At 70.2% G+C, this 26856-nt stretch carries 23 protein-coding genes; 5 read left to right on the forward strand and 18 right to left on the reverse strand.

What is annotated here, in order from left to right:
• Nucleotides 1-286: 286 nt before the first annotated feature.
• From PINTE_RS11470 to pyrR, 6 genes are read right to left on the reverse strand one after another with little or no spacing between them, the layout of a single operon-like run.
• Entirely contained in the window at nt 287-1219 is a 933-nt protein-coding gene (locus tag PINTE_RS11470) for a dihydroorotate dehydrogenase electron transfer subunit (RefSeq protein ID WP_068430438.1), read from the reverse strand.
• A gap of 11 nt (nt 1220-1230) precedes the next feature.
• Complete coding sequence (gene carB / locus PINTE_RS11475; RefSeq protein WP_068430441.1) at nt 1231-4605, reverse strand: carbamoyl-phosphate synthase large subunit; 3375 nt, start codon at nt 4603-4605, stop codon at nt 1231-1233.
• A complete protein-coding gene (gene carA, locus PINTE_RS11480; RefSeq protein WP_068430480.1) occupies nt 4605-5876 on the reverse strand; it encodes a glutamine-hydrolyzing carbamoyl-phosphate synthase small subunit in 1272 nt (423 codons plus the stop codon). The genes carB and carA overlap by 1 nt, the downstream gene beginning before the upstream one ends.
• Before the next feature lie 5 nt (nt 5877-5881).
• The gene (locus tag PINTE_RS11485; protein ID WP_373280154.1) at nt 5882-7204 is read right to left on the reverse strand and encodes a dihydroorotase; all 1323 of its coding nucleotides are present in this window, start codon (nt 7202-7204) and stop codon (nt 5882-5884) included.
• Nucleotides 7201-8148 carry an aspartate carbamoyltransferase catalytic subunit gene (locus tag PINTE_RS11490; protein WP_068430444.1) on the reverse strand — a complete coding sequence of 316 codons (948 nt, stop codon included), beginning with the start codon at nt 8146-8148 and terminating at the stop codon, nt 7201-7203. Before PINTE_RS11490 ends, PINTE_RS11485 begins: the two co-directional genes overlap by 4 nt.
• Complete coding sequence (pyrR, locus tag PINTE_RS11495) at nt 8145-8696, reverse strand: bifunctional pyr operon transcriptional regulator/uracil phosphoribosyltransferase PyrR (RefSeq protein ID WP_373280155.1); 552 nt, start codon at nt 8694-8696, stop codon at nt 8145-8147. Before pyrR ends, PINTE_RS11490 begins: the two co-directional genes overlap by 4 nt.
• Nucleotides 8697-9080: 384 nt before the next feature.
• Here pyrR and pgi point away from each other — a divergent pair, with 384 nt between their 5' ends.
• A complete protein-coding gene (gene pgi / locus PINTE_RS11500; protein WP_068430487.1) occupies nt 9081-10769 on the forward strand; it encodes a glucose-6-phosphate isomerase in 1689 nt (562 codons plus the stop codon).
• Between the two features lie 72 nt (nt 10770-10841).
• On the opposite strand, the gene PINTE_RS11505 is transcribed toward pgi, so the two are convergent.
• Nucleotides 10842-11570 carry a YwaF family protein gene (locus PINTE_RS11505; RefSeq protein ID WP_245642916.1) on the reverse strand — a complete coding sequence of 243 codons (729 nt, stop codon included), beginning with the start codon at nt 11568-11570 and terminating at the stop codon, nt 10842-10844.
• A gap of 83 nt (nt 11571-11653) precedes the next feature.
• On the reverse strand, nt 11654-12364 hold the full coding sequence (locus PINTE_RS11510) for a dienelactone hydrolase family protein (RefSeq protein WP_068430490.1): 711 nt from the start codon (nt 12362-12364) through the stop codon (nt 11654-11656).
• Nucleotides 12365-12468: 104 nt separating this feature from the next.
• Between PINTE_RS11510 and PINTE_RS11515 the strand changes: the two genes are divergently transcribed.
• Nucleotides 12469-14079, forward strand: a complete 1611-nt coding sequence (locus PINTE_RS11515; protein ID WP_068430453.1) for an FMN-binding glutamate synthase family protein — start codon at nt 12469-12471, stop codon at nt 14077-14079.
• 13 nt (nt 14080-14092) lie between these two features.
• Nucleotides 14093-14608: a phosphoribosyltransferase gene (locus PINTE_RS11520; RefSeq protein WP_281178879.1), complete on the forward strand. Its 516-nt coding sequence runs from the start codon at nt 14093-14095 to the stop codon at nt 14606-14608.
• Nucleotides 14609-14615: 7 nt separating this feature from the next.
• Here PINTE_RS11520 and PINTE_RS11525 read toward each other — a convergent pair whose 3' ends face one another.
• From PINTE_RS11525 to PINTE_RS22725, 4 genes are all read right to left on the reverse strand, one after another.
• Nucleotides 14616-15566, reverse strand: a complete 951-nt coding sequence (locus tag PINTE_RS11525) for an ROK family protein (protein ID WP_068430455.1) — start codon at nt 15564-15566, stop codon at nt 14616-14618.
• Nucleotides 15567-15683: 117 nt separating this feature from the next.
• Nucleotides 15684-17123, reverse strand: coding sequence for a 6-phospho-beta-glucosidase (locus tag PINTE_RS11530; RefSeq protein ID WP_068430458.1), 1440 nt, complete (start codon nt 17121-17123; stop codon nt 15684-15686).
• A gap of 290 nt (nt 17124-17413) precedes the next feature.
• A complete protein-coding gene (locus tag PINTE_RS22720; protein WP_157087200.1) occupies nt 17414-17806 on the reverse strand; it encodes a hypothetical protein in 393 nt (130 codons plus the stop codon).
• Nucleotides 17807-18203: 397 nt separating this feature from the next.
• Nucleotides 18204-18512 (reverse strand): hypothetical protein, encoded by a 309-nt coding sequence (locus tag PINTE_RS22725; protein ID WP_157087201.1) that lies wholly within the window; start codon nt 18510-18512, stop codon nt 18204-18206.
• 430 nt (nt 18513-18942) lie between these two features.
• Between PINTE_RS22725 and PINTE_RS11535 the strand changes: the two genes are divergently transcribed.
• Nucleotides 18943-19155: a hypothetical protein gene (locus tag PINTE_RS11535; RefSeq protein ID WP_068430461.1), complete on the forward strand. Its 213-nt coding sequence runs from the start codon at nt 18943-18945 to the stop codon at nt 19153-19155.
• A gap of 438 nt (nt 19156-19593) precedes the next feature.
• Here the strand turns inward: PINTE_RS11535 and PINTE_RS25065 are convergent, their stop codons facing one another.
• The 4 genes from PINTE_RS25065 to PINTE_RS11550 form a co-directional block, all read right to left on the reverse strand.
• Nucleotides 19594-20151, reverse strand: a complete 558-nt coding sequence (locus tag PINTE_RS25065; protein ID WP_157087202.1) for a phospholipase A2 — start codon at nt 20149-20151, stop codon at nt 19594-19596.
• Entirely contained in the window at nt 20093-21313 is a 1221-nt protein-coding gene (locus tag PINTE_RS22730) for a hypothetical protein (protein WP_068430464.1), read from the reverse strand. Before PINTE_RS22730 ends, PINTE_RS25065 begins: the two co-directional genes overlap by 59 nt.
• 58 nt (nt 21314-21371) lie before the next feature.
• Nucleotides 21372-23333 carry a beta-glucoside-specific PTS transporter subunit IIABC gene (locus PINTE_RS11545; protein WP_068430467.1) on the reverse strand — a complete coding sequence of 654 codons (1962 nt, stop codon included), beginning with the start codon at nt 23331-23333 and terminating at the stop codon, nt 21372-21374.
• Between the two features lie 93 nt (nt 23334-23426).
• The gene (locus tag PINTE_RS11550) at nt 23427-24110 is read right to left on the reverse strand and encodes a response regulator transcription factor (protein ID WP_068430493.1); all 684 of its coding nucleotides are present in this window, start codon (nt 24108-24110) and stop codon (nt 23427-23429) included.
• A gap of 142 nt (nt 24111-24252) precedes the next feature.
• Here PINTE_RS11550 and PINTE_RS11555 point away from each other — a divergent pair, with 142 nt between their 5' ends.
• The gene (locus tag PINTE_RS11555; RefSeq protein ID WP_068430471.1) at nt 24253-25161 is read left to right on the forward strand and encodes an SDR family oxidoreductase; all 909 of its coding nucleotides are present in this window, start codon (nt 24253-24255) and stop codon (nt 25159-25161) included.
• Here the strand turns inward: PINTE_RS11555 and PINTE_RS11560 are convergent.
• Both PINTE_RS11560 and PINTE_RS11565 read right to left on the reverse strand, forming a co-directional pair.
• Nucleotides 25110-25859, reverse strand: a complete 750-nt coding sequence (locus PINTE_RS11560; RefSeq protein WP_068430474.1) for a glycosyltransferase family 2 protein — start codon at nt 25857-25859, stop codon at nt 25110-25112. The genes PINTE_RS11555 and PINTE_RS11560 overlap by 52 nt on opposite strands.
• On the reverse strand, nt 25856-26856 hold a 1001-nt coding region (locus tag PINTE_RS11565), incomplete at its 5' end, for a class I SAM-dependent methyltransferase (protein WP_068430477.1). The genes PINTE_RS11565 and PINTE_RS11560, both read right to left, overlap by 4 nt.

Here is a 26856-nt window from a genome sequence, read left to right on the forward strand (position 1 = left end):
GCCGCGGAACCCGCTCCGGTGCCCGGCGACCCCGCGGACGAGGCCCGGGCGGGCGGGCGCGGGGCCGCGGTGGCGCCCCCGCCTCCGGCTGCGGAACCAGCACCGGCTGCGGAACCGTGACCGGGCGCAGCGGACGGCGCGGACGCACCCGGCGCAGCCGAAGGCGACGCCTGACCCGACTGGCCCGAACGGCCTTGCTGACCCGACTGACCCGCGTGACCCGGCCGGCCCGACTCCGTCGACGGCTTCGGCTGCTCATGCTGCGGCTTCTTGCGGCCGAACATCGTCAGTGACCTCCCGCGCCGGGGGTGGCGGAGGGGGCGCCGTGGGCGTCGGCCGGCACCGCGCCCCAGCCCTCGTGGTAGGCGTCCCAGCGCAACCGGTCGCCGCGGAAGATCGGGCCCTCGACGCAGGAGCGCAGCATGCGGGTGACGCCGTCGTTGCCGCGCACGGGCATGACGCACGTCATGCACACGCCGACGCCGCAGGCCATGGACTCCTCGACGGCGATCTGGGCGACGGCGCCGAACTCCCCGGCGAGGCGGGTGACGCTCTCCAGCATCGGCATCGGGCCGCAGGCGTAGACGACCGAGGCGTCGGAGCGTTTGAGCACCTCGGGCAGCACGTCGGAGACCCAGCCGCGGCGGCCGCGGGAGCCGTCGTCGGTGACGAAGGTGACGGTGTCGGCGTAGCGCTCGGCCTTGTCGGTGCCGAAGAGGCGGTCCTTGGTCGCGGCGCCGAGGATGAGTTCGACGCGGCAGCCGCGCTCGCGCAGGGTCGCGGCCAGCCAGAACAGCGGGGCGCTGCCGTAGCCGCCGCCGACGAGCACGCACGAGACGCGTTCGCGGGGCAGCGGGAACGGCCGGCCCAGTGGGCCGACGAGGTCGACGTAGTCGCCGACGGCCAGGCCGGTGATCCACGCGGTGCCGGGGCCGTGGGCGGCGACGACGACGTCGAGGATGTCTTCCTCGGAGCGGTCGGCCGCGGGGCTGACTGCGTGCAGGGAGAAGCTGCGGCGCAGCAGCTGGGAGGCGGTGGCGGTCTGCATGCCGAGCGGCCCACCGACGCTCATCGTGACGAACTGCCCCGGCCGGGCCGACTCCGGCAGGCCGGGGGCGGCGAACGTCATGTACTGGTAGTCGCCCGCGGGGCGCGTGGCGACGAGCCGGGCCGCGACGTGCACGACCTGATCGGCGCGCCCCTGTGTGGACCTGGCCACCGGCTCCTCCTTCACTGTGCCTGTGCCGCCACCACGGGCTCACCCGGATGACCCGACGCCTCCGCCGCCTCGCGCGCCCGCCCGGCGTCGAGCCGGGCCGCGAGCTCCTGCAGGCTGGCGACCGTCAGCGGGCCCTTGCGTTGCGACTGGATGCCGTGCACGGCGGCGGCCAGTTGCTGGACCGTCGTGATGATCGGCCGGTCCATGCTCGTGGTCGCCGTGCGGATGGCGTAGCCGTCGCGGCGGGCGTCGCTGCCGCCGGGGGTGTTGACGACCATGTCGACGGTACCGGCGAGGATCTCCTGCACGATCGTCGGCTCGCCGTTCGGACCGGTGCCGTCGCTGTGCTTGCGCACCGTCGTGGCCTCGATCCCGTTGCGGCGCAGCACCTGGGCGGTGCCCTGCGTGGCGAGCAGCTCGAAGCCGAGGTCGGCGAGCACCTTGATGGGGAAGACCATCGCGCGCTTGTCGCGGTTGGCGACCGAGACGAAGATCCGTCCCGAGGTCGGCAGCCCCCACAGGGCACCCATCTGGGTCTTGGCGAACGCCGGGCCGAAGGTGTCGGCGATGCCCATGACCTCGCCGGTCGAGCGCATCTCCGGGCCGAGCACGGAGTCGACGACGCGGCCGTCGGCGGTGCGGAACCGCTTGAACGGCAGGATCGCCTCCTTGACCGAGACCGGCGCGTCGATGGGCAGCTCGCCACCGTCTCCGAGCGCGGGCAGCATGCCCTCGGTGCGCAGCTGCGCGATCGTCGCGCCGAGCATGATCCGGGAGGCGGCCTTGGCCAGCGGCACCCCGGTGGCCTTGGCGACGAAGGGCACGGTCCGCGAGGCGCGCGGGTTGGCCTCGAGCACGTAGAGCACGTCCTGGGCGAGGGCGAACTGGACGTTCATGAGGCCGCGCACCCCGATGCCCTCGGCGAGCCGGCGGCTCGACTCGCGCACCCGCTCGACCTCGCCGGGGCCGAGGGTGACCGGCGGGATGACGCACGCCGAGTCGCCGGAGTGGATGCCGGCCTCCTCGATGTGTTCCATGATCCCGCCGATGTACAGGTCGGCGCCGTCGTAGAGCACGTCGACGTCGATCTCGATCGCGTCGTCGAGAAAGCGGTCGACGAGCACCGGGTGTTCCGGGGAGGCGGTCGTGGCGCGTTCGACGTAGTCGCGCAGCGTCGCGTCGTCGTAGACGATCTGCATGCCGCGGCCGCCGAGCACGTAGCTGGGGCGCACGAGCACGGGGAAGCCGATGTCCTTGGCCACGGCCACCGCCTCGTCGGCGGAGTACGCGATGCCGTGCTTGGGGGCCGGCAGGTCGGCGTCGGCGAGCACACGCCCGAACAGCCCGCGGTCCTCGGCCAGGTCGATGGCTTCGGGGCTCGTGCCGACGATCGGCACCCCCTCGTCCTTGAGCGCCTGCGCGAGCCCGAGCGGGGTCTGCCCGCCGAGCTGCACGATGACGCCGGCGACCGGCCCGGCGGCCATCTCGGCGTGCACGACCTCGAGCACGTCTTCGAGCGTCAGCGGCTCGAAGTACAGCCGGCTCGAGGTGTCGTAGTCGGTGGAGACGGTCTCGGGGTTGCAGTTGACCATCACCGTGTCGAAGCCGATCTCGCGCAGGGCGAAGCTGGCGTGCACGCAGCTGTAGTCGAACTCGATGCCCTGGCCGATGCGGTTGGGCCCGGAGCCGAGGATGATGACCGCCGGCCGGGTGCGGGGCTCGACCTCGGTCTCCTCGTCGTAGGAGCTGTAGTGGTACGGCGTGGCCGCGGCGAACTCGGCGGCACATGTATCAACCGTCTTGTACACCGGGCGCACGCCGAGCGCCTGCCGCACGCCGCGCACGACCGCCTCCGGCATGCCGACGATCTCGCCGAGCTGGGCGTCGGAGAAGCCGTGCCGCTTGGCCAGGCGCAGGGCCTCGGGGCGCAATCGCCGACCGTGCCCGGCCGACTCGGAGACGGCGTTGGCGACGTCGTTGAGCAGCTGGATCTGGTCGAGGAACCAGGGGTCGATGCCGGTGGCCTCGTGCACCTCGTGCACGCTCAGGCCCCCGCGAAGGGCCTGCTGCACGAGCACGATCCGCCCGTCGGTGGGGGTCATCGCCTGCTGGGTGAGGGCGCGGGCGAGCTCCTTGCTCGGGCGGGTGCCGCGGCGCCAGTGGAAGCCGGAGTCCTTGCGTTCGGTCGAGCGCAGGGCCTTCTGCAGGGCCTCGGTGAAGTTGCGCCCGATGCTCATCGCCTCGCCGACGCTCTTCATCGTCGTCGTCAGCGTGGGGTCGGCGGCCGGGAACTTCTCGAACGCGAACCTGGGCACCTTGACGACGACGTAGTCGAGCGTGGGCTCGAAGCTCGCGGGTGTCTCGCGGGTGATGTCGTTGGGCACCTCGTCGAGGGTGTAGCCGATCGCCATCTTCGCGGCGATCTTGGCGATCGGGAACCCGGTCGCCTTGGAGGCCAGCGCGCTGGAGCGGGAGACGCGCGGGTTCATCTCGATGACGATGATGCGCCCGTCGATCGGGTTGACGGCGAACTGGATGTTGCAGCCGCCGGTGTCGACGCCGACCTCGCGGATGACCGCGATGCCGATGTCGCGCAGCTTCTGGTACTCCCGGTCGGTGAGGGTGAGCGCGGGGGCGACGGTGATGGAGTCGCCGGTGTGCACGCCGACGGGGTCGACGTTCTCGATGGAGCAGACGACGACGACGTTGTCGGCGTGGTCGCGCATGACCTCGAGCTCGTACTCCTTCCAGCCGAGGATCGACTCCTCCAGGAGCACCTCGGTGACCGGTGAGTCGTGCAGGCCGGCGCCGCCGATGCGACGCAGGTCGGCCTCGTCGAAGGCGAAGCCCGAGCCCAGGCCGCCCATCGTGAAGCTGGGGCGCACGACGACGGGGTAGCCGAGGTCGGCGGCGCCGGCGAGCAGCTCGTCCATCGTGTGGCAGATGACCGAGCGGGCCGACTCCGCGCCGCAGCGGTCGACGACGCCCTTGAACTCCTCCCGGTTCTCCCCCAGGCGGATGGCGTCGACGCTCGCGCCGATGAGCGGGCAGCCGTACTTCTCCAGGGTGCCCGACTCGTGCAGGGCCATCGCCGCGTTGAGCGCGGTCTGCCCGCCGAGGGTGGCCAGCACGGCGTCGGGGCGCTCCTTGGCGATGATCTCCTCGAGCATCGTCGGCGTGATCGGCTCGACGTAGGTGGCGTCGGCGATCTCGGGGTCGGTCATGATCGTCGCCGGGTTGGAGTTGACGAGGACGACCCGCAGCCCCTCCTCCCGCAGCACCCGGCACGCCTGCGTGCCCGAGTAGTCGAACTCCGCCGCCTGCCCGATGACGATCGGCCCGGAGCCGATGACCAGGACCGAAGAGATGTCGGTGCGTTTGGGCATCAGGCGTCCTTTTCCACAGGATTGTGTGCATTCTCGCGAGGCGCGGACGGCGACGCACCCGTCTCCATTACCTGCACGAACCGGTCGAACAGGTAGGCGGAGTCGTGCGGGCCGGCGGCCGCCTCCGGGTGGTACTGCACGGAGAACGCGGGGATGTCGAGGCACTGCAGGCCCTCGACGACGTTGTCGTTGAGGCACACGTGGCTGACCCAGACGCGACCGAAGTCGGTGCCCTCGGCGGCGTCGGCGGGTGCCCGGACCGCCTCCGACGGCTCGGTCAGGGGGGCGTCGACGGCGAACCCGTGGTTGTGGGCGGTGACCTCGACCTTGCCGGTGCTGCGGTCCATGACCGGCTGGTTGATGCCGCGGTGGCCGTACTTGAGCTTGAAGGTGCCGAAGCCCAGCGCCCGGCCGAGCACCTGGTTGCCGAAGCAGATGCCGAAGAACGGCACCCGGTCGGCGAGCAGGCGGCGCAGCAGCGCGACCTGGTCGTCGGCGGTCGCCGGGTCGCCGGGGCCGTTGGAGAAGAACACCCCGTCGGGTCCGGTTGCGCGGCGCACGCCGGGCAGCGCCATGACGTCCTCGTAGGAGGCGGTCGCGGGCAGCACGTGCACCTCGATGCCGTGCTGTGCCATGAGCGCCGGGGTCATCGCCTTGATGCCGAGGTCCAGCGCGGCCACCGTGAACCGGCGCTCGCCGACCGCGGGCACGACGTAGCCGCTCTCGGTGCTGACCTGCGAGGCGAGTTCGGAGCCGGACATCGCCGGGGTCTCGCGCACCCGCAGCAGCAGCTCGGTGTCGGCGGCCGCGGCGGCCGGGCCGGAGAAGATGCCGACGCGCATCGCGCCGCGCTCGCGCAGGTGCCGGGTCAGGGCGCGGGTGTCGATGCCGCTGATGCCGACGATCCCCTGGTCGCGCAGGTCGTCCTGGAGGCTGCGGCGCGAGCGCCAGTTGCTCGGCCGGATCGCGGGATCGCGCACGACGTACCCGGCCACCCAGATGCGGCTCGACTCCGGGTCTTCGTCGTTGACGCCGGTGTTGCCGATGTGCGGGGCCGTCATGACGACGACCTGGCGGTGGTAGCTCGGGTCGGTCAGCGTCTCCTGGTAACCGGACATGCCGGTGGAGAAGACCGCCTCCCCGAAGGTCTCGCCGACGGCGCCGTAGGCGTGGCCGCGCATGATGCGGCCGTCCTCGAGCACGAGCACCGCGGGGTCGGGGTCGAGCAGGGCGCGCACCGCGGGGCTGCTCGAGGTGCTGACTGCAGTCACGAACGTCACCAGCTTCTCTGGTCGGCTGCGGCGGGCAGCGGGTCGGCAACCACCCCGTCGCGCAGGGTCACCCGCCCGCGCAGCAGCGTCGTCGTGACGCGGGCCGTGAACGTGCGCCCGTGCCACGGGTTGTTGCGCCCGAGGCTGCGCGAGGAGTCGCGGTCGACGGTCCAGTGCGCGGCCGGGTCGACGAGCGTGAGGTTGGCCGGCTCCCCCGCCTCCAGGGGCCGGCCGTGGCCGGTGAGCTGGCCGAGCGCGGCGGGCGTGGTCGACAGCACCCGCGCGACGTCGGCCCAGCTCATGCGGCCCTGCTCGACGAACAGCGTGGCGAGCAGCGGCAGCGCCGTCTCCAGGCCGACCATGCCGAAGGCCGCGGTGACGAACGCGTGCTCCTTGTCGTTGCGGGCGTGCGGGGCGTGGTCGGTGGCGACGATGTCGATCGTGCCGTCGAGCAGCGCCTCGGCGAGCGCCTCCGCGTCCTGCGTGGGCCGCAGCGGCGGGTTGACCTTGTACACCGGGTCGTAGCCGGTGAGCAGCGCGGTCGTCAGCGCGAGGTGGTGTGGGGTGACCTCGGCGGTGACGTTGATGCCCTGGGCCTTGGCCCAGCGGATCACCTCGAGGGAGCCGGCGGTCGAGACGTGCGCGATGTGCACGCGCCCGCCGGTGTGCCGGGCGAGCATGACGTCGCGGGCGACGATCGTCTCCTCCGCGGCGCCGGGCCAGCCGGGCAGCCCGAGCCGGCCGGAGAGCTCGCCCTCGTGGCAGCACGCCTGCGGCCCGGCCAGATCCGGGTCCTGGGCGTGCTGGGAGACGATGCCGCCGAACGGCTTGAGGTAGTCGAGCGCGCGGCGCATGAGGCGGGCGTTGTGCACGCAGCGGCCGTCGTCGGAGAAGATCCGCACCCGGGCGCGGCTGCGGGCCATGAGCCCGAGCTCGGCGAGCTCCTCACCGGCCAGGTGCTTGGAGACGGCACCGACCGGCGCGACGTCGACGAGCCCGGCGCGGCGGCCCAGGGCGTAGACGTGCTCGGCGGCCTCGGCGGTGTCGGTGACCGGGTCGGTGTTGGCCATCGCGTGCACGGCGGTGAACCCGCCGGCGGCCGCGGCGGCCGACGCGGTGGCGATCGTCTCGGCGTCTTCGCGGCCCGGCTCCCGCAGGTGGGTGTGCAGGTCGACGAGGCCCGGCAGGGCGATGAGGCCGTCGGCGTCGATCGTCTCGTCGGCCGTGGCGCCGCCCAACGACCCGACCTCGGTGATGACCCCGTCGGTGACGAGCAGGTCGGCGCGGCCCTGACCCAGCAGGTCGGCGCCCATGATGAGCAGGCTCACTGTTCGGCCCCCTCTCCGGCGAGCAGGTGGTAGAGGATCGACATGCGCACCGCCACTCCCGCGGAGACCTGGTCGAGGATCACCGAGGAGGCGGCGTCGGCGGCCTCCGGGGCGATCTCCAGGCCGCGGTTCATCGGCCCGGGGTGGGCGATGAGCGCCTTGTCGTTGCGGCTCATCAGCGTGGCGAGCCGCTCGCGGGTCAGCCCGTAGGCGTCGGTGTACTCCCGCTCGGTGGGAAAGAACCCGCCGCTCATCCGCTCGCGCTGCACGCGCAGCATCATGAGCACGTCCAGGGGGTGCGACAGCGCCTCGTCGAGGTCGTTGGTGATCGCGAAGCCGTCGGCCTGCGACCACTCGCGGATGCCCGAGGGCATCAGCGTGGGCGGGGCGACGAGGGTGATCTCGGCGCCGAAGTTGCGCAGGCACAGCAGGTTCGAGCGCACGACCCGCGAGTGCAGCAGGTCGCCGACGATCGCCACCCGCAGCCCGTCGAGGCGGCCGTGGTGCTGGCGCATCGTGTACGCGTCGAGGAGCGCCTGGCTGGGGTGCTCGTGCATGCCGTCTCCGGCGTTGATGACGGCGGCGTCGACCCACCCGGCGACCTGGTGCGCGGCGCCGCTGGCGGAGTGGCGCATGACGAGGGCGTCGACGCCCATCGCGCAGATCGTCAGCACGGTGTCGCGCAGCGACTCGCCCTTGGAGGTCGAGGAGCCCTTGCCGGAGATGTTGATCGTGTCGGCGCTCATCCACTTGCCGGCGATCTCGAAGCTGGAGCGGGTGCGGGTGGAGTCCTCGAAGAAGAGGTTGATCACCGTGCGGCCGCGCAGCGTCGGCAGCTTCTTGACCTGCCGGTGCTGCACCTCGTGCATCTGGGTGGCGGTGTCGAGTAGGGCGAGGATGTCGTCGCGGCTCAGGTCGGCCATCGAGAGAAGGTGACGGTTCACGACTGTTGTCCTCCCGCGCTCGTGCCGCCGCGCGAGATGCGCACCTCGTCGTCGACGCCGTCGGCCTCGGCGAGGCGCACGTGCACGCGCTCGCTGCTGGACGTCGGCAGGTTCTTGCCGACGACGTCGGCGCGGATCGGCAGCTCCCGGTGGCCGCGGTCGACGAGCACCGCCAGGCGCACGGTGCGGGGGCGGCCGAGGTCGGTCAGGGCGTCGAGCGCGGCGCGGATCGTGCGGCCGGAGTAGAGCACGTCGTCGACGAGCACGACGACCTTGTCGTCGATGCCGCCGGGCGGGATGTCGAGGGCACCGGGAGCGCGGGTGGGGTTGCGGCGCAGGTCGTCGCGGTAGAGCGTGATGTCGAGCGCGCCGACGGGGATGCTGCGGCCCTCGACCTCGGTCATCAGCGAGGCGAGCCGGCGGGCGAGGGCGACGCCGCGGGTCGGGATGCCGAGCACGACGAGGTCGTCGGCACCCTTGTTGCGTTCGAGCACCTCGTGCGCCATGCGCCGCAGGCCGCGGGCGATCTCGTCGGTCTTGAGCACCACGCGCGAGTCGCTGGGCACTCCGGCGGGTGGTGGCGGGCCCGGGGGGCTGCTCGCGTCGGTGCTCTTCGCGGAGCCGGTGGCACCGGCTCCGTCGGGCCGCGACGGATCGCTCGATTCGGGCTGTACAGCGGTTTGCGGCACCATGCTGGGCCGAACCCCCTTCCCCGCCTCACCGGACGGTGTTAAAGGATGCCGATCGGGCTCACCCTAACCCCGCGCGCGCACCCCGCCGAACCCAGCCCCGTCGGCGGGTCGCGGCTCGCATGTCGCCACCGACGATCTCATCGGCTCCCGGCGCGCGAGGGGCCCCGCTGACTAGGCTGGGCTGCGGACCCGGCGCCCCCGATGGCGTGCGCCGCCGAGATCGACACAGATGGGCGAACGATGACGACTCCTGTTCCCGTTGACCCGACGACGACGGCCGCCTGGGAGCGGCTCACCGAACTCAAGGGCGCGCTGCAGCCCGACCTGCGGGGCTGGTTCGCGGACGACCCGGCCCGCGCCGAACGCCTGTCGTTCACCGCGGCGGACCTCTTCGTCGACCTGTCGAAGAACCTGCTGACCGACGACATCCTGGGCGCCCTCGTCGAGCTCGGCGAGCAGGTCGACCTCACCGGTCGTCGCGACGCGATGTTCGCCGGCGAGCGCATCAACGTCACCGAGAACCGCTCGGTGCTGCACACGGCGTTGCGGCTGCCGGAGGGCGCGTCGCTGGAGGTCGACGGTCAGGACGTCGTCGGCGACGTGCACGCCACGTTGGAGAAGGTGTTCACGTTCGCCGACACGGTGCGCTCGGGCGAGTGGAAGGGCGTCACCGGCCGGCCGATCGAGACCGTCGTCAACATCGGCATCGGCGGCTCCGACCTCGGGCCGGTCATGGTGTACGAGGCGCTGCAGCCGTACGTGCAGGCGGGGCTGAGCGCGCGCTTCGTCTCGAACATCGACCCGACCGACATCGCGGAGAAGACCCGCGGGCTCGACCCGGAGACCACGCTGTTCATCGTCGCGAGCAAGACGTTCACGACGCTGGAGACGTTGACGAACGCTCGGCTGGCCAAGGCGTGGCTGCTCGACGCGCTCCGGGAGTCGGGGGCGACCGACGGCTCGGACGACCAGAACGCGCAGGCCGTCGCGCGGCACTTCGTGGCGGTCTCGACGGCGCTGGACAAGGTCGCCGAGTTCGGCATCGACCCCGACAACGCGTTCGGCTTCTGGGACTGGGTCGGTGGGCGCTACAGCGTCGACTCGGCGATCGGCACGAGCCTGGCCGTGGCGCTCGGTCCGCAGAACTTCACCGACTTCCTCGCCGGGTTCCACGCGATCGACGAGCACTTCCGCACCACCGAGCTGGCCCGCAACGTGCCGGCGCTCATGGGGCTGCTCAACGTGTGGAACGTCAATTTCCTCGACGCCCGCAGCCACGCGGTGCTCCCCTACGCCCAGTACCTGCACCGGTTCCCTGCGTACCTGCAGCAGCTGACGATGGAGTCCAACGGCAAGGGCGTGCGTTGGGACGGCACCCAGGTGACGACGGCCACGGGCGAAATCTTCTGGGGGGAGCCGGGCACGAACGGGCAGCACGCCTTCTACCAGCTGATCCACCAGGGCACGCAGCTGATCCCGTGCGACTTCATCGCGGTGGCGAACCCGGGGCACCCGCTGAAGGACACCCAGGGCGACGGCGCCGACGTGCACGAGCTGTTCCTCGCGAACTTCTTCGCGCAGACCGCGGCGCTGGCGTTCGGCAAGACCGCCGACGAGGTGCGCGCCGAGGGCACGGCCGAGGAGATCGTCCCGGCGCGGGTGTTCACCGGCAACCGGCCGACGACGTCGATCATGGCGCCCGATCTGTCTCCGAGCGTGCTGGGCCAGCTCATCGCGCTGTACGAGCACATCACGTTCACCCAGGGCATCGTGTGGGGCATCGACTCCTTCGACCAGTGGGGCGTCGAGCTCGGCAAGCAGCTCGCCAAGCAGGTCACCCCCGCCGTCGGCGGCGACGAGGACGCGCTCGCGCAGCAGGACCCCAGCACCCAGGGGCTGATCCGCTACTACCGCGCTCACCGGTCGTAACGCCGCCTCGGCGTCCGTCGGCACGCGCGCTGGGCCGCGCCTGTCGACGGGACGCTGCTGGCCGCCCATCACTCAGCGGTCGGCGACCCGCAGGAACCTCGACGGCGCGGGACGGCTGCGCTCGCGCGCTGCGGCGGTGGCCCAGGGCCAGGTCATGACCGCCCAGACGACGGCGAGCACGGCGGCGGCGGTCAGCAGGTACCAGGGCCAGGGGCCCATGAGGTCGAGGGCCGAGCCCGACTCCGGGGCGCCCATGAGGTAGCCGTAGTTCACCCCGAGCAGGGCATTGACGGTCATCGTGATGCCCGCCCAGACCAGCGTGCCCAGGCAGCAGAGGCCGAAACCCCGCCAGGTGGGTCGCAGGCCGACGCCGATGACGAGCACGATCGGCACGATGAACGCGACGCCGTGGGAGAACCAGAACATCGCGAACTCCAGCGCCGGGTTGAAGGAGTAGGCGAGGTCGGGGGTCAGCAGGGCCTGCAGGTTGAGCGTCAGGCCCCAGTAATACGAGAGCACCACGGTCCAGCCCGCGCGGGTGATGAGCGCCAGCGCGGTGATGATCCGCAGCCAGTCCGACAGGTTGAGCGGCAGCGGCAGGCCGCCGTCCCACTCGCTGGGCCGCATGCTCCAGCCCAGCCATCCGAGCGCGGTGACCAGCAGCAGCCACCCGACGCCCCGCAGCGCCCGATCGCCGAGGCGGCCGCGCCGCACGGCCCACGTGGCCCAGGCGGTCACGACGGCGATGACCGCGACGACCGTGAGGTGCTCGAACCCGAACGGCTCCATACGGTCTCCCATCCGTCGACCCTATGAGCCAGAGCCGGTTCGCGCGCCCCGGACGAACCGGACGAACCGGACGAGCCGGCCGCGGGCGCAGACGGTCAGCGCAGGTGCTCGCCGAAGAACGCGTCGATCCGGCTCCAGGCGTCGGCCGCCGACTCCGGCTCGGGTCCGGCGCCGGTGACGCGCAGCAAGGGACGCAGCGGCGCCGGGGCGTTCTCCCGGTCGTTCATGAAGGCGTGCCCGGCGTCGGGGTACTCCTTGACGTCGTGCGGGATCTCGTACGCGGTCAGCGCACGGTCGAGCTTGTCGGCCGCCCCGGCCAGCATCGAGTCGCGCCCGCCGTAGGAGGCGACCACCGGGCACCCGCCGCGCAGCACCTGCGGGGTCTCGGGCAGCATGCCGTAACACGGCGCCGACGCATCGAAGCCGCGCGTCGTCGTCAGGAGCGCGAAACCGCCTCCCATGCAGAACCCGATGATCCCCACGGAGCCGGTGCAGCCGGGCTGCTCGGCCAGCCAGGCCCGGCACGCCTCGATGTCGTCGAACGCCGGTCCGCTGCCGCGGCGCAGGGCCTGGAAGGTCGGCACCAGGCAGCGCAGGGCCCCGCCGCGGGAGAACAGATCGGGCGCGAGCACGAGGTAGCCGAGCCCGGCGAGGTGTTCGGCCTGCCGGCGCAGCACGTCGTCCAGGCCCCAGGCCTCGTGGATCATGACGACCCCGGGGTGCGTCCCGTCTCCGGCCGGTGTCGCCAGGTAGGCCCGCAGGCCGGAGCCGAGGTCGATGTCGTCGGTGAACGGCGTGCGCTCCATGTCGCCCACTGTGGCCTCTCCGGGGCCGGGCTGCCAGGCGAGGCGTCGCACACACTCGGCTGTTCAGCGGGCGGAACAGGCGCCTCGGGCGGCACACTCGCCTCATGAGCTCGAAGAAGAGCGCCCTGCTGGGCCTGCCCGTCGCGGCCGTCGCCGCCCTCGCCTCCTACGACCTGCTGCAGCGCAAACACGGTCTCCTGCGGGCGTTCCCGGTCATCGGGCACGGCCGGTACGCCGTCGAGAAGATCGGACCGGAGCTGCGCCAGTACATCGTCGCCAGCAACGACGAGGAGCGACCGTTCAGCCGCGACCAGCGCAGCTACATCTATAGCGCCGCCAAGGGCGTCAACACCTACTTCGGGTTCGGCACCGACAACGACGTCGAGCACGTCGAGGGGTACCCGATCATCAAGCACCGCACGTTCACGCAGGTCGCACCCGGCACGGCGGGGGCGCACGGGCACGACGACAACGGCTCGGTGCCGTGCGCGAAGGTGCTCGGGGCCGCCCGCGGGCGTCGGCACGCGTTTCGCCCCGACTCGATCATCAACATCTCCGCGATGAGCTTCGGGAGCCTGTCCGGCAACGCGATCGAGGCCATCAACAAGGGCGCCGCGCTCGCGGGTTGCCTGCACAACACCGGCGAGGGCGGGCTGTCCGACCACCACCGGCAGGGCGGCGACCTCATCCTGCAGGTCGGCACCGGCTACTTCGGCTGCCGCGACGACCAGGGCCGTTTCGACCTGGACCGGCTCGTCGACGTGGCGGCGAGCGCTCCGGTGCGCGCGATCGAGGTCAAGCTGAGCCAGGGCGCCAAGCCGGGCCTGGGCGGGGTGCTGCCGGCGGCGAAGATCACCCCGGAGATCAGCCGCATCCGCGGCATCCCGATGGACAAGGACTGTGTGAGCCCGAGCCGGCACACCGCCTTCCACGACGTCGACTCCCTGCTCGACTGGGTGGAGACGGTGGCCCAGGCCACGGGGCTGCCGGTCGGCATCAAGTCGGCCGTCGGCGACCTGACGTTCTGGCACGACCTCGCGGAGCAGATGGCCGACGGGAGCCGGGGCGTCGACTTCATCACGGTCGACGGCGGCGAGGGCGGCACGGGCGCCGCGCCGATGGTCTTCGCCGACAGCGTCTCGCTGCCCTACCGCTCGGCGTTCCCGCGCGTCTACCGGATCTTCGCGCGGGCCGGCCTGACCGACCGCATCGTGTTCATCGGCTCCGGCAAGCTCGGGCTGCCGGACAACGCGATGGTCGCCCTCGCCCTCGGCGCCGACATGCTCAACATCGCGCGGGAGGCGATGCTGACCGTCGGTTGCCTGCAGACCCAGAAGTGCCACACCGGCCACTGCCCCACCGGCGTGGCGACGCAGAACCGTTGGCTGACCCGGGCGTTGCTCCCCGACGACAAGGCCCCCGCCTTCGCCCGGTACGTGCGCACCCTGCGCCGCGACCTGCTCAAGGTCGGCGAGGCCGGGGGCCTGCAACACCCGGCGCTCATCTCGACGAGCGATATCGAGATCCTCTACGGCGACGCCAACGCTCTCCCGCTGCACAAGGTCGCCGGCTATGAGCCAGAGTGGGGTCAGCCCGGGGCCGCGGATCGCGCGGAGATCGAACGCATCATGGTCGGGCTGCACGGCGGAGACGGCAGCGACGGCTCCGAGGACGAGGCGCACCACGCGGAGATTCCGGCGGGCGAGGAAAGGTGAGGGCACATGCGTGATGAGGCGCCGATCGGCGATTGCGTGCTCAGCGCGGAGCAGATCCGCTCGGGCGTGGCGAAGGTGGCGGCGTTGCTCAACGGACGCCTACGACGACGCGGTGGTCGTCACCGTGGTGCCCGGGGGGATCCTCTTCACCGCCGACCTCGTGCGGCAGCTGGAGTTCGAGCTGAGCATGGACTACATCTCCTGCCCGCACACCCCCGGTGAGCGCCACAACCAGTCACCGATCGTCTACCACCGCAACATCGACATCACCGGCCGCGACGTCATCCTCATCGACGACGCGATCGAGTCCGGCGGCACGATGAAGCGACTCGTCGAGCACCTGAGCAGTGAGCACTCACCCAGCTCGGTGGCGATCGCCACGCTGTTCGTCAAGCCGGGCCGCGTCGACATCCCCGTGCAGCAGTACTTCGGCTACGAGATGGACAACGACGACCTGCTCGTCGGCTACGGCCTCCCCTGGAACGACCGCCACCGCAACCTGCCGTACGTCGCCGCGGTACTGACGTAACGACCCGTCAGCCCGGCTCCCCGGGAACGGGCGCGGACGCGCTCGGCTTGAGGTGGTGCCACAGGGCGCCGAGCAGGTTGGCGTCGTTGCGGTAGCGGCAGGCGGTGACCACCGGGCGGGGCAGCGGCACCGGCGCGTCGTCGAACCGCCGCTCGACCTCGCGCTCGATGGCCTCGATGAGCGCGGGTTGGGCGCTGATGCCGCCGCCGATCGCGACGGCCTCGACGTCGAGCACGACCTGCAGGTTGAAGATCAGGCTCGCCAGCTTGGCGGCGTACCGGCTCAGGCTCTGCGCCGCGGCCGGGCTGCCGTCGGCGAGCCGCTCGAAGAAGTCCTTGCCGGAGGCGATGTCGGGCTCCCCGTGCCGCGCCGCGCGGTAGCTCTCCAGCAGCGACGCGAAACCCGTCGAGAGGCCGAGGATCCGCTCGTCGGGCCGCTCCAGGTCGACGTGCAGGAAGCTGAGGTTGCCGGCGTGAAAGTGGCTGCCGTAGAAGACCTTTCGGTCGACCATGATGGCGCCGCCGACGCCGCTGCCGAGCACCACGACGACGCCGCTGGTGTACTCGGCGAGCGCCCCGTCGCGCATCTCGGCGACGAGCGCGCAGTTCGCGTCGTTCTCGACCGTGGTCCGCAGACCGCAGCGCGCCTCCAGCGCGGTGACGAAGTTCGTGCCCGCGTTGAACGTCAGCGTGCCGCCGGAGAACATGTGCCCGGTGTGCGGGTCGAGCTCCCCGCACGTGCTGATCGCGATGCCGTCGACGGGCCGGCTCCGGTCCACGATGCCCACGACGGCGTCGATGAACTCCTCGTGGGTCGTGTACGAGGTCGGCAGCGTCGCGCGCGGCCCGAGCTCCCCCTCGGCGGAGGCGGTGGCGTACTTGATCCCCGACCCGCCGACGTCGAGCACCAGGTAACGGGCTCCCTGGTGGCCGGAGCCGGATTCGTCGTCCGACGTCATGCCAGTCCCCCTCGGTGGCGGTCGAACGTCCCTGAAGACTGCGTGTCGTGGTCGGGACTGCGACACGGACAGCAGTCTTCACCACGACACGCAGTTCTCACGGTCGTTGGGCGGGCGTCAGAGGGTGTCGCCGTTGGAGGCGATGACGCGGCGGTACCACTCGAAGGAGTCCTTGCGGCGGCGCTCGAGCGTGCCGTGGCCCTCGTTGTCGCGGTCGACGTAGATGAGCCCGTAGCGCTTCTTCATCTCCCCTGTCGTGAAGCTGACGAGGTCGATGATGCCCCACGGCGTGTAGCCCATGAGGTCGACGCCGTCGAGGTGCACGGCGTCGATGACGGCCTCGATGTGCTCGCGCAGGTAGTCGATGCGGGCCTCGTCGTGGATCGCGCCGTCGGCGGCGATCTCGTCGACCGCACCGAAGCCGTTCTCGACGATGAACAGCGGCAGCTCGTAGCGGTTGGCGAACACGTTGAGGGTGTAGCGCAGTCCGACGGGGTCGATGGCCCAGCCCCAGTCGCTGCTGCGCAGGTGCGGGTTCGGCACCGAGTTGGCCAGGCCGCCGTTGACGACGTCGCTCGTGCTCTGCGCGGCGGCGTCGGCCTTGACGACCGTCGACATGTAGTAGCTGAACCCGATGTAGTCGACGGTGCCGGCGGCGAGGATCTCGTGGTCGCCGGGCTGGGCGCCGATGTCGATCCCGTCGCGCTCGAACTGCTTGCGCGCGTACGCCGGGTAGTGCCCGCGCGCCTGCACGTCGGGGAAGAAGAACCGCATCCGCGAGGCGACTTCGGCGGCCATGACGTCGTCGGGGTCACAGGAGTACGGGTAGATCGGCACGTGCGAGACCATCGCGCCGATCCGGAAGTCGGGGTTGATCTCGCGCCCGGCCTTGACCGCAAGCGCGCTGGCGAGCAGTTCGTTGTGCGCGACCCGGTAGAGCACCTGCTGCGGGTCTTCGTCGGGCTCGAGCGTGACGCCGGAGTTCGTCCACAGGAACAGCGGGTTGCTCGTGTCCATCTGGTTGTTGATCTCGTTGAACGTCATCCAGTAGGTGACCTTGTCGCGGTAGCGCTCGAAACACACCCGCGCGAACCGCTCGAAGAACCCGACGAGCTCCCGGTTGCGAAAGCCGCCGTACTCACGCGCGAGGTGCAGCGGCACCTCGAAGTGCGACAGCGTGATGACCGGCTCGATGCCGTGCGCGAGCAGCTCGTCGAACAGGTCGTCGTAGAACCGCAGGCCTTCTTCGTTGGGAGACTGTTCGTCGCCGTTGGGAAAGATCCGCGCCCACCCGATCGAGGTGCGAAAGCACTTCAACCCCAGTTCCGCGAACAGCGCGATGTCGTCGGGGTAGCGGTGGTAGAAGTCGACGGCGTCGTGGTTGGGATAGAACTCCCCCGGCTCGACGTCCTGGGTGACGCGCCGCGGCACCCCGTGCGCGCCGGCGGTCAGCACGTCGACGACGCTGGGGCCCTTGCCGCCCTCCTGCCAGCCGCCCTCGAGCTGGTGCGCGGCGACGGCCCCGCCCCACAGGAAATCCTTCGGCAGCTTCGACATTCGATCCCTCTCGTGGTCGCGAGTTTCGTGTCGGGGATCGGGGCCGGCTCAGCCCTGATCCACCGACGAGGTGCAGGTGTGCGCGTGGCGTGAGGACAAGGCGTCCCTTGCTGGGCGAGCGATCGTGCCTGATGACGGACGATCTGGCCTGATGACGGACCGATCTGGTGCCGAGCAAGGGACATTCGTAGGTGAACCCTCTCACACCAGCTGGCCTCGTCACCCTTGACGCTTCCTCAGTCGTCTTGCCACCCCGGGACACCGCAGACCGCGCACCGCGCACGATAGAGTCATCCGATCTCTTCCCAAATCCCCCGTTTCGAACTGGACGTTGCAATCAGGCGCCAGAATAGACTCTTCACCAAAGTCCTGTCCGATGGCACCTCCAGATAACCCTCGGCTCCTTCCAGACTCAAGACGAGGTCACTCGCAATCAACTTCTCACCTCGAAAATATGCTCGCTGGAAGCCGTTACCTGAATTATACGCTGCCGCAGCCCTGGCCAGGTTACGAACTAGGTCTTCCTGTCTCTTTTCTAGATGGTCGAAATCACGAATAACATACCGCCCTAGATGCAGATAGAATGCCTCTGAGTTTCCGTGCAGGAGATACACTTCCGGCACGTCTTGCGCGGGTCGCCGCAGCTCATACTTTTGGAAGCCGTCGCTGAGCATAGAAAACACGACCTCGACATCAAGCCAAGCAAAGCTCTCGAGGAGGAGACTCTCAACTCGCCTAGGCGACATTGACTACCTACACTTCCATGCCCGGGGCGTCGGAGACTTTCTACGCAAACAAATATCGCTCATGCCACACCCCACTTTTCGATGCGCAGTTGCGTCGAGGTCACCACCCCCGCAACATTCGTCGACGTCTTCATCTTGCGACGCCCACCCGTTGTCAGCGTGAACCGTGTCGTCACCCGCCCTGACTGATCAGCGCCGGCAGATCATCATCGAAATACCCCAAGCTCAACCCGCCCCTGGCCGAGCCAGGCGCGTCCACGGTCGGCACGCTGGTCTGCCCATCCGGCAACGTGCGGACGAGATCCACAGCGCGCGTGAATCACCGGAACGATGATCATCCTCGAACCAAATTCCCCGACAGGCCGTCCGCGTCGTCTCGCAGAAACTGCTTGGGTGGCCTCCACTGCATATCGAGGTAGTAGGTAGACAACCGGTAGAGGCCAAGCATATCCAGATCGGCAGAGGAAACCCACGACCATTCATCATCAGGCGGCACAGCCCCTGGTCGCCACGATATCTGAAGCTCCTCTACTTTGCCGAATTTCAGAACACCAGGAACGTCACATACGAGAATCTCCAGCGTCAGTTCGGTGAACCCCTGGTCATGTCCGATAACAATCTTCTTGACATACGCGTCATCCACTCGGACAGGAGGCCCGACAGCCCCCTGTATATGCCACCAATCACCTTTACAAGCCCCCGACACTTCCACGGGGATCCATCCTACGGGCGCGCTCGACTCATTTCTTGACATCAGCATCTCCAGTTTCTGCGACGACATTGAAAGTCAACCCGCCAAAGATGCGCCCAGGACATGGAGTGCGCGTCAGATGTCCACCTGGACCATCCCGTAGGGCTTCGTCGGTTCTTTCGCCGTTCCGTGTAGTGGGGAGTCGGCACATATGATCTCAGTGAACGTTAATAGTGGGCCAATAGCCAGCGGCAAGTGTCGCCGCGCGGCAGATACAGGCGATCCCGACCCGAACCCCTATGACTGCGCCGGCGGCGGTGCGGAGCGGCTGGCTGGGGCGGCACCTGGCGGCGACCTCCCGCAGCCCCCACCTCGGCGAGCCGTGACATTCGGCGCCGGCGGCAACGTCGGCGGCGACCGCGTCCACGGCCGCTGGCCCGGCCTCGCGCCCTCCGCCCCGGCCTACGGGGACCTCGCGATCACCACGGACTACCGGGATGTCCTCGCCGAGATCCTCACCCGCTGCCCGCGCAGCCCCAACATCGGCGCCGTCTTCCCCGGCCACACCCCGCGCCCCGTGGGCGTCGTGCGCTGAGGAGAGGGTTTCGCCGTGGGCGCACATCTCCAGCTGCCGTCGCATCAATTCCGGGGCTACCTGGACAGGAGCCTCGTCGGGCCTGAGCATTACCACACCCACTGTTCGATCAGGGCGAACTTAGAGGTGGGTTGGTGCTGTCACCATACCTCTTCGAGTATTCGGTCCAGCGCGGATCAGAATTATAGAAAGGTGCCCCTCCAGGGAACTCTCGGAAACCTGGCGGTGGCGGCTCACCTTCCGGAATGCACACGAAATCTCCGGTCATTCCCTTGTCAATAACAACTCGTCTCGGCTGGTCAGCTTGCGCACATATAGGCCCACTCAAGCGCTTCTCACAGGATGCCGCAGACAAGGCGACGACGAGTGCCAGCACAAGCGATACAGAGATAGCGGAGTATACGTGCCGAGAACCGCTACCACGAGCCCCAGTCACCCTCATAGGTAATTCCTCCAGTAGACCACATTGAAGTAAACTCCAACCGTGTTCTCGCAGTTCCATCTCGCAATCGCGCCCCGCCTTCTACAGTCCGCAACCATGTCAATTGAGAACAGTCCGTCAGCCCAGCGCTTTTGACGGACCCACAAGCTCTTATTTCGCCAAGAGGCCTTGCTGCGCAGGATCCAAAAACGAACCAGCATGTACATCAGGTCGTGTCCTGCACAGGCGTTGCGAAAATCGAAATACCGCGAGGCGTCGGGGGATGAAGTGCAGCCATCTCCGCGAGTCAGAATGACGCGATAACCCGCTTGCGTATTTCCCCTCTTACTAGAATAGCCAGCTCGACGAATGAACGTGACGAACCCTCGCGGGAACCTTGACTGGCCGTACAGAATCGCCCGCATGCATATCGCTGACACGCCCTCGCAAAGGCCAGAGAGATCAAGCTTGCCGACGGGGTCGCCTGGGTAAGCCATCGAGTTCTCGTTGCCACCTCTAATCTTGTCCTGAGAGGTGAACAGGCCTCGGGTCGGGTTGTAGAGCCGGTCGCCCATGAGCGTCAGCCGCGCGGTCGAGGCGGCGCTGATGGAACGTTGCTTGGCACCCAGGAAGCCGTAGCCCACGGGGCCGCCGACCACGGCCGCGGACGCCGGGGAGTATGGGGTGCCGTACTCGCCGTAATCGCTCCACGCGCTGATCGACGTCGCGGGCACACTCGCTTTGCCCGGCCGGGATCTCCACCCCGGCCACCGCGTCTCCTCGAGGTTTGGCCACCGTCAACGACAACCCGCCATCCGCCGACAGCGACATCCGGAGGTCTCCGGCGATCGACTCCGCGAACCGGGTCGTGGACGGCCCTTGCGGCCCGGCACCGTCGGCATCGCTGACGATCCAGGCCGGGTTGTCCGAATCATCGGTGTACACCTGCTCCAGCGTCGAGGTCACCGCCCCCGCAGCATCCGTCGACGTCTGCATCTTGCGACGCCCACCCGTCGTCACCGTGAACCGCGTCGTCACCGCGCCCTGACTGATCAGCGCCGGCAGATCATCATCGAAATACCCCAAACTCAGCCCGCCCCTGGCCGCGTCAGGAGCATCCACGGCCGGCACGATGGTCGCCCGCCCGAACAGGTCATAGGCGTAGCTCCCCGAGCCACCCGCGCCCGTCGTGGCACGATCCGCGCTGTCGTAGGCATACCCCGAGGTCACCACCCCAGTCCCGGCGCCGCCATACGTGGCCGCGTAACTCCCGCTCGTCCGCGACATCCGACGCCCGTTCGCATCGAACACGTAACTGGTCACCCGACACGCCCCAGCACCCGGATCCCCGCCGGTCCCGGCAGCAGTGCGGTCCCGCACGCTGAGCAGACGCCCATGCACGTCATAACCGTAATCGCGCGTATACGGCACCGCACGCCCCGCACCCGGCGCCGACACCGCGCCAGGATTCGTCACCCCCGGCACCCCATCCGTCGCGGCACCATCACCAGTGAACTCACGCGCCACCCGCCCATCCGGATCACGCTCACGGGTCCACGCCAACCACGGCTGATCCTGCACCGGGGTTCCCGCCGTGTACACCACCTGACCCGTCGCCGGGTCCGTGGACTCGGTGACCGGCGTGACCTGCCCCGAGTACGACAGACCGATACCCTGGCCCACCTCATCGACCAGCAGACGCTGGGTGATCCGACCGGGCAGCTTCTGCACCGTCATCGTGCCATCCGCGTCATACGCTGCCGTGCCGCTGACGAATCACCGTCGTCGGACGTGCTCAGCCCTGCGTGGCCGCGGGCGCCTTGCGGGTGACGGTGATGAGCGGCTCGCCGGGCGTGACGTGCTGGGCGCCGGCTGCCGTGACGTCGCCGAACCGCTTGGAGTTCGTCACGACGAGCGGGGTGATGAGGCTGTAGCCCGCCTCCCGGATGACCGCCGGGTCGAACTCCATGAGCAGGTCGCCGGTGCGCACCTGCTGCTTGGGCTGCACGTGCACGGTGAAGCCCTCGCCACCGAGCGCGACGGTGTCGAGGCCGACGTGGATGAGCAGCTCGACCCCGTCGTGCGACTTCAGGCCGATCGCGTGCTTGCTCGGTAGCACGGTGACGACCTTGCCGTCGAACGGCGCGTACACCTTCGTGTCGTCGGGCTCGATCGCCGCGCCGCCTCCCATCGCACCCGAGGCGAACACCTCGTCGGGCACCTGCGACATCGGCACCACGGTGCCCGACAGCGGGCTCGCGATGAGCGACGGCTCCTGGATCGGCTGGTCGTTCGCGGTGGAATCAGTCGAGTCGGTGACAGCGGCACCCGCAGCGGCCACCGGCTCCGTCCCCGCCTCACCCTCCGCGAGCTCGGCCCCGATCGGCTGTTTCGGGTCGTCGAACCCGACGAAGTACGTCAGCAACGCGGCCCCGAAGAACGCGATCGCGCAGCCGATCGCCACGGCGACGAGGGAGTTGGTGCCGGGGCTGGAGGCGTTGATGATCGTCAGCGGCCCGGGCAGCCCGGCGAAGGCGTAGTAGGCCCCGCCCAGCAGTCCGATGACGGCACCGCCGACCGCGCCGGCGACGCAGCCGTAGACGAAGGGCCGCTTGAGCCGCAGCGTCACGCCGTAGATCGTCGGCTCGGTGATGCCGAAGAAGCCGGCGACGGCCGCCGATCCGGAGACGCCCTTCATCTCGGTGTTGCGGGTCTTGAGGAAGACGCCGACGACCGCGCCGACCTGGGCGATGACCGCGGCGGTCTGGTAGGCCTGGAAGTGGTCGTAGCCGTACTGGTCGTGGCTGGCCAGCACCATCGGCAGCATCGCCCAGTGCACGCCGAAGATCACCGCGACCTGGAAGAACGCACCGACCAAAGCACCGGCGACCGCGGGGGCGACGTTGACGACGGCGTTGAAGCCGGCGGCGAGGCCGTTGGCGCCCGCGGCGGTGACCGGGCCGATGACGACGAGCGTCAGCGGCACCATGACGAGCAGGCACACCAGCGGCGTGAAGATCTGCTGGGCCACCCCGCTCAGGCGCTTGGAGGCGGCCCGCTCTAGGTACGACAGCGCCCACACGAGGAACAGCGGCGGCAGCACGGTGCTCGTGTAGACGGTCTGCGCGAGCGGCAGACCGAGGAAGCTCACCGACCCCCCGTCGGCGATGCGCCCGGCGATCTCGGTCCACGTGGGGTTCATGATCGCGGCGCAGCACAGCACCGCGATGAACGTGTTCGTGCGGAAGTGCTTGGCGGCGGTGATCGCGATGAAGATCGGCAGGAACGTGAACGGCGTCCACGACATGAACGAGAGCACCTCGTACGTGCCGGTCTGCTCGAACGCGGGCCAGAACATCGTGATGAGGATGAGCGCGCCCTGCAGGATGCCGGCCGCGGCGAGGATGTAGACGAACGGCGCGAAGACCCCGGACATCGTCGCGATGATCCGGTTCATCACGCTCTGTTTGTGCGCCGGGCCGGCCTGGTTCTCGTCGATGCCGCCGGCTTTGAGGAACTCCTCGTGCACCGTGCCGACGTGCGGGCCGATGACCACCTGGAACTGGCCGCCGCTCTCGACGACGGTGATGACCCCGGGCAGCGCCGCGACCTTCTCCTTGGCCTGCGGCGGCGTCTCGTTGAGCACGAGCCGTAGGCGGGTCGCGCACCGACTGGCCTGCGAGACGTTGTCGGCGCCGCCGACCGTGTCGAGGATGTCGCGCGCCAGCTTCGGGTAGTTGCGCACCGGTTCGGCCATCGAACCCACCTGCCTCTGCTCATCGAGTCGGCACTCGCCGGAGGATCTCCGGGCGGGCTGGTCGTCCGCCCCGGCGCCGACGTTCCGGACAGCCTAGGGCCGCGGCGGGGTTCGCGACGCGCTGACGCCGCCCAGTCGTTTCGGGCGGGCGTCGAAGCCGTGCTCGTAGGCCCACGCGACGGCCTGGCTGCGGCGTTCGACGCCCATTTTGCGGTAGGCGGTGCGGATGTAGGACTTCACCGAGTTGATGCTCAGGTAGGAGCGCCGCGCGATCTCGGCGTTCGACAGGCCCTGGGTGATGAGCGCGACGACCTCGGCCTCCCGGCACGTCAGGCCCTGCGCCCGCCCGGGGTAGTCGTCGCTCGCCGGCGCGGCCTCGGCCTCCGGCCCCGGCTTCTCGGGGAAGAGCAACTCGCCGGCGTCGACGCGGGCGAGGGCGTCGGCGAGGTCCCGGGCGCTCAGCCCCTTCGACAGGTACCCGTGCACGCCCTGCGCCCGGGCGGCGGCGACGAGTTCGGGCTGGGTGTTCCAGGAGTAGATGACGACCTTGCCGACATTGGGGTTGGCGAGCACGGCGTCGACGTCGCTCTCCCCCGCCTGAGTCTGGGTGAACGTGTCGTACAGCGCGATGTCGACCGGCCGGCCCACCGGCACGCCCGCGTCGAGCTCGACGACCCGCACCTGCGGCGACCCCTCGAGCATGCGCGCGAGGCCCTTGATGACCACCTCGTAGTCGTTGACGATGGCGATCGTCACCGCCTCACGCGCCGGATTCATGACGTTCACCCTAATCCAGCAGCGGCCCCCATCCTTTGGGGTGTATCGGCGCCCACGTCGCCCTTCTTATTGTGTTCACAGCTATGCCCACCCGGCCCGACCCCATCCGGGCCGACCCCCATCCGAACTCAGGAGATTCACGATGCCCACGTCTCCGGCCGCCGAGCGCGCGGCCCGCATGGTCCGCGACGACGACAAAGGCGGATTCCCCGGCCAGCAGCAGCAGCCGCCCGGCCTGACCGACGTCATGGAGCCGGTGCCCGACCACGGCGAGGAAAGCTACACCGGCTCCGGCAAGCTCGAGGGGCTGAGGGCGCTCATCACCGGCGGCGACTCCGGCATCGGCCGGGCCGTCGCGATCGCGTTCGCCCGCGAGGGTGCCGACGTCGCGATCAACTACCTCGAGGAGGAGCAGCCCGACGCCGAGGAGACGGTGCGCCAGGTCGAGGCCGCCGGTCGCCGCGCGATCACGCTGCCCGGTGACCTCGTGAGCCGCGAGGTCTGCGAGGGCGTCGTCGCGAGCGCCGTCGAGCAGCTCGGCGGGCTCGACATCCTCGTCAACAACGCCGGCTACCACTGGGCCCGCGGCGAGGAGGGCCTGCAGGGTCTGGAGCCCGATCAGGTCGACCGCGTGCTGCGCACCAACCTGCACGCGATCATCTGGCTCACCAAGGCCGCGGCCCCGCACATCCCGGCCGGCGGCAGCATCATCAACACGAGTTCGGTGCAGGCCTACGAGCCCTCGACGCAGCTGCTCGACTACGCCGCGACGAAGGCCGCCGTCAACAACCTCACCGTGAACCTCGCGGCCGAGCTGGGTCCCAAGGGGATTCGCGTCAACGCCGTGGCCCCCGGCCCGATCTGGACGCCGCTGCAGCCGGCGACCCGGCCCAGCGAGAAGATCGAGACCTTCGGCGCCGACACCCCGCTGGGCCGTGCCGGGCAGCCGGCCGAGCTGGCTCCGGCGTACGTCTTTCTCGCCAGCCCGCGCGACGCGAGCTACGTCTCGGGCACCGTCATCGGCGTGACCGGCGGCAAGCCGGTCTTCTGAGCACCGCCCGCGCCCGGCAGCGCCTGCAGGTAGGAGGCGAAGCCGCCGGCGGCGCGGGCCACCCGCCGCCCGGACGTCGTCACCTGCGTCCGGGCGGTGGCCAGGTGCGTGCGCCCGGTGGCCCGGATGGCGCGCACCAGCCGCACGTCCTCGTCGCGCCGCACCGGCTCGTACCCACCGGCCTCCCGGTAGGCCGCGAGCAGGAAGCCGAGGTTGGCGCCGTGCACGTGGGCGTGGCCCTCGCCGATGCGGTGCCGGGCCCACCAGTGCGCGAGCGCGCGAGGGTCGAGGTCGCCCGGCTCCGGGCTCACCGAGCCGACGATGAGGTCGTACCCCTGCGTCGCGAGGTCGACCTGCGTGGTGAGCCAGTGCGCGGGCACGACCGAGTCGGCGTCGGTGGTGCTCACCCAGGTGCGATCCGGGTCGTCACCGCGGCAGGCGCGTTCGACCCCGAGGGCACGGGCCGCACCGACCGCGCCCGCGGTGGTGGCGACCGCCTGCACACCGCGGAAGCCGCGCACGACCCGCTCGGTGTCGTCGCGGCACGCGTCCAGCACGACGGTGACCGAGCAGCTCACCCCGGGGTGCGCCGCGGCGAGCTCGGCGACCGACCGGTGCACCGACTCCAGGCAGCGCCCGATGAGCCGCTCCTCGTCGCGGGCGGGCACGACGACCCGCACCCGCTCGATCCGGCTCATGCCGCGCCGCCGGGGGTCCGCTCGTACACGTCGAGCAGGTAGTCGTCGGTGGCCTGGCGCCGGGCGTGGGAGCCCGCGCCGAGCCCGGCCGCGAACGCCCGGTGCACCCGGTCGGCGGTCAGCGGCCAGCCGTGGATGTCGTGCCGCCAGTGGCACAGCGCGACGACCCCGTCGGCGGCGATGCTGTCGCGCACCGCGTCGACGAGCCCGGCCAGCGCCGCCGGCGACAGGAAGTAGCCGACCTCGGAGACGACGACGAGGTCGAAGCCACCCGGCGGCCAGTCGTCCGGCACCCGCGCCCGGTGCAGCCGCACGTGCGGCAGGTGCGCCAGGCGTTCGCGGGCGGCCTCCAGCGCGGCGGGGCTCGCGTCGAGCGCCTCGACCTCGTCGGCGCGTTCGGCCAGCTGTTGTGTGAGGAGACCGATCGAGCAGCCGACGTCGAGCGCCCGGGCGAACCGGCGCGGCGGCAGCGCGGCGAGCGTGGCGGCGCGCTTGTCGATCTCGTACCGGCTGGAGGCGGTGCGCCACGGGTCGGGTTCGTCGCGGTGCAGCCGGTCGAGGGTGTCGTCGACGGGCCGGTCGGGGCGCACGAACAGCTCGGTGTCGCGCTCGAACCGGGCCAGGATCGGTGCGGGCAGCAGCGTCTCGTCGCCGGGCTCGTCCGTCAGGGGTCGCGTCTGGGAGACGTGCTGGGCCGCGGCGTGCGCCTTCGCGCGCCGGGCCGCGGGCGGCAGGTCGAGGCGACGCAGCCGGCTCCACGGCACGTCGTCGGGAACGCCCCAATGCCACAACCAGATCGGGTACTCCAGGAGCGTCGCGTCGGTGCGGGCGCAGGCGGTCGCGGCGGCGCGACCGGCGGCCTCGTGGTCGGGGTGGCGGTCGGCGCGCCAGGGGGCCGCGAGCAGCGTGGTCGCGCCGTCGAGGTCGATGAGCCGCACGACCTCGGCGCACAACTCCGCCTCGTGGTCGGCGACTTGCCCGTCGGGGTAGTCGAGTT

Source organism: Piscicoccus intestinalis NBRC 104926 (assembly GCF_001515525.1).
In the GTDB taxonomy this organism is placed as follows: domain Bacteria; phylum Actinomycetota; class Actinomycetes; order Actinomycetales; family Dermatophilaceae; genus Kineosphaera; species Kineosphaera intestinalis.